Below are 1,482 nucleotides of genomic sequence, written 5' to 3' on the forward strand. Positions count from 1 at the left end.
TGTAAGCCCCAAGTAGAAATGTCCGGTTTCTCCAAAGTAAAAATGTCCGCTTTTAGAATATGCACTTTTGCAATTTTCTTAGCGGACGGTTTGATATGTTGGTGTCTATGTCGGATAAAGAACTTAAACGATTGTCGGTCTTGCAAGAAATCTGTGATCAACGCATAACCCAGTCCCAAGCTGCTCAGCTACTTCATATTTCAGAACGTCAGATCAGACGTTTATTGCAAAAATACAAAGCTCAAGGCCCAGCTGCATTAGCACATGCTGCACGTGGCCAAATCAGCAATTCCAGGCTTCCTGAAGAGCTCAGACTCAAGTGCCTCAATATTGTTTCGGATCAACTGCATGGTTTCGGACCCACTTTAGCGCATGAAAAGCTCACCACTGTTCATGGATTCGATATTTCAGTGGAAACACTGCGTTCCTGGATGATTGCAGCCGATCTGTGGATTCCTCGCGCCAAGCGCCTGAAACGCCCGTATCAGCCTCGTTATAACCGAGATTGTTATGGTGAACTGATTCAAATCGATGGCTCACACCATGACTGGTTTGAAGGACGCGCTGCTAAGTGCTGTCTGCTGGTATTTATCGATGATGCCACAGGAAAATTACAGCATTTACGCTTCTGTGAGTCGGAATCAACCTTTGACTATATGATTTCAACACGTTTGTATGTTGAGCAGCATGGTAAGCCTTTAGCCTTCTACAGCGATAAACATTCAGTCTTCAGGGTGAATCAAAGCAGTAAGAAAGACACCAAGATTACCCAGTTTGGGCGCGTACTCAGCACCCTGAATATCGATATTATCTTCGCTAATTCACCACAGGCCAAAGGCCGTGTAGAACGAGCCAATAGAACGCTTCAGGACCGTCTGATCAAAGAAATGCGTCTGGAAGGCATCAGTTCGATTGCCGAAGCTAATGCCTGGCTACCCTGCTTCATTGAGCAGTTCAATCAGAAGTTTGCCAAGATGGCCTTTAATCCCAAGGATCTACACCGGACTGTCACTGAAACAGCCGAAGAATTAGATGATATTTTTACCTGGCGTGAACCCCGCAGAGTCACGAACAGCCTGACGATTACTTATGATAAATGCGTATATTTACTGGAAAATACCGAAGAAAATAAAAGGTTGATCGGCAAGTATCTTGAGTTTCTGGAATATCCGGATGGCACGGTAGCCATTGAACATCAAGGAAGAAAAATCAATTACAGCATCTTCGATAAATTAAGTCAGCTCAACCAGCGAGAGGTTGTTGAGAATAAACGTTTAGGTGCTGTTCTCAATCATATTCAACAACAGCACGAAGAATTAGAACAGCAAAACAAACGCAATCGTTCTCAAAAGATGCCGAGCAGACGTGCACAGAAAACAGTAATCAAAGAACGAAATCTGAATCCTGTGCTTGACTTGGAAGTGTCTGTATAGGACATTTCTATTTGGTTATTAGGTAGGACATTTCTACTTAGGAATAACA

At 43.5% G+C, this 1,482-nt stretch carries 1 protein-coding gene; it reads left to right on the plus strand.

The features are described from left to right. The first annotated feature begins 107 nt into the window (after positions 1-107). A complete protein-coding gene (locus FTU50_RS15760; protein ID WP_180055179.1) occupies positions 108-1,433 on the plus strand; it encodes an ISNCY family transposase in 1,326 nt (441 codons plus the stop codon). Positions 1,434-1,482 lie beyond the last annotated feature (49 nt).

This window comes from Acinetobacter sp. YH12112 (assembly GCF_013418945.1).
GTDB classification, from domain to species: domain Bacteria; phylum Pseudomonadota; class Gammaproteobacteria; order Pseudomonadales; family Moraxellaceae; genus Acinetobacter; species Acinetobacter indicus.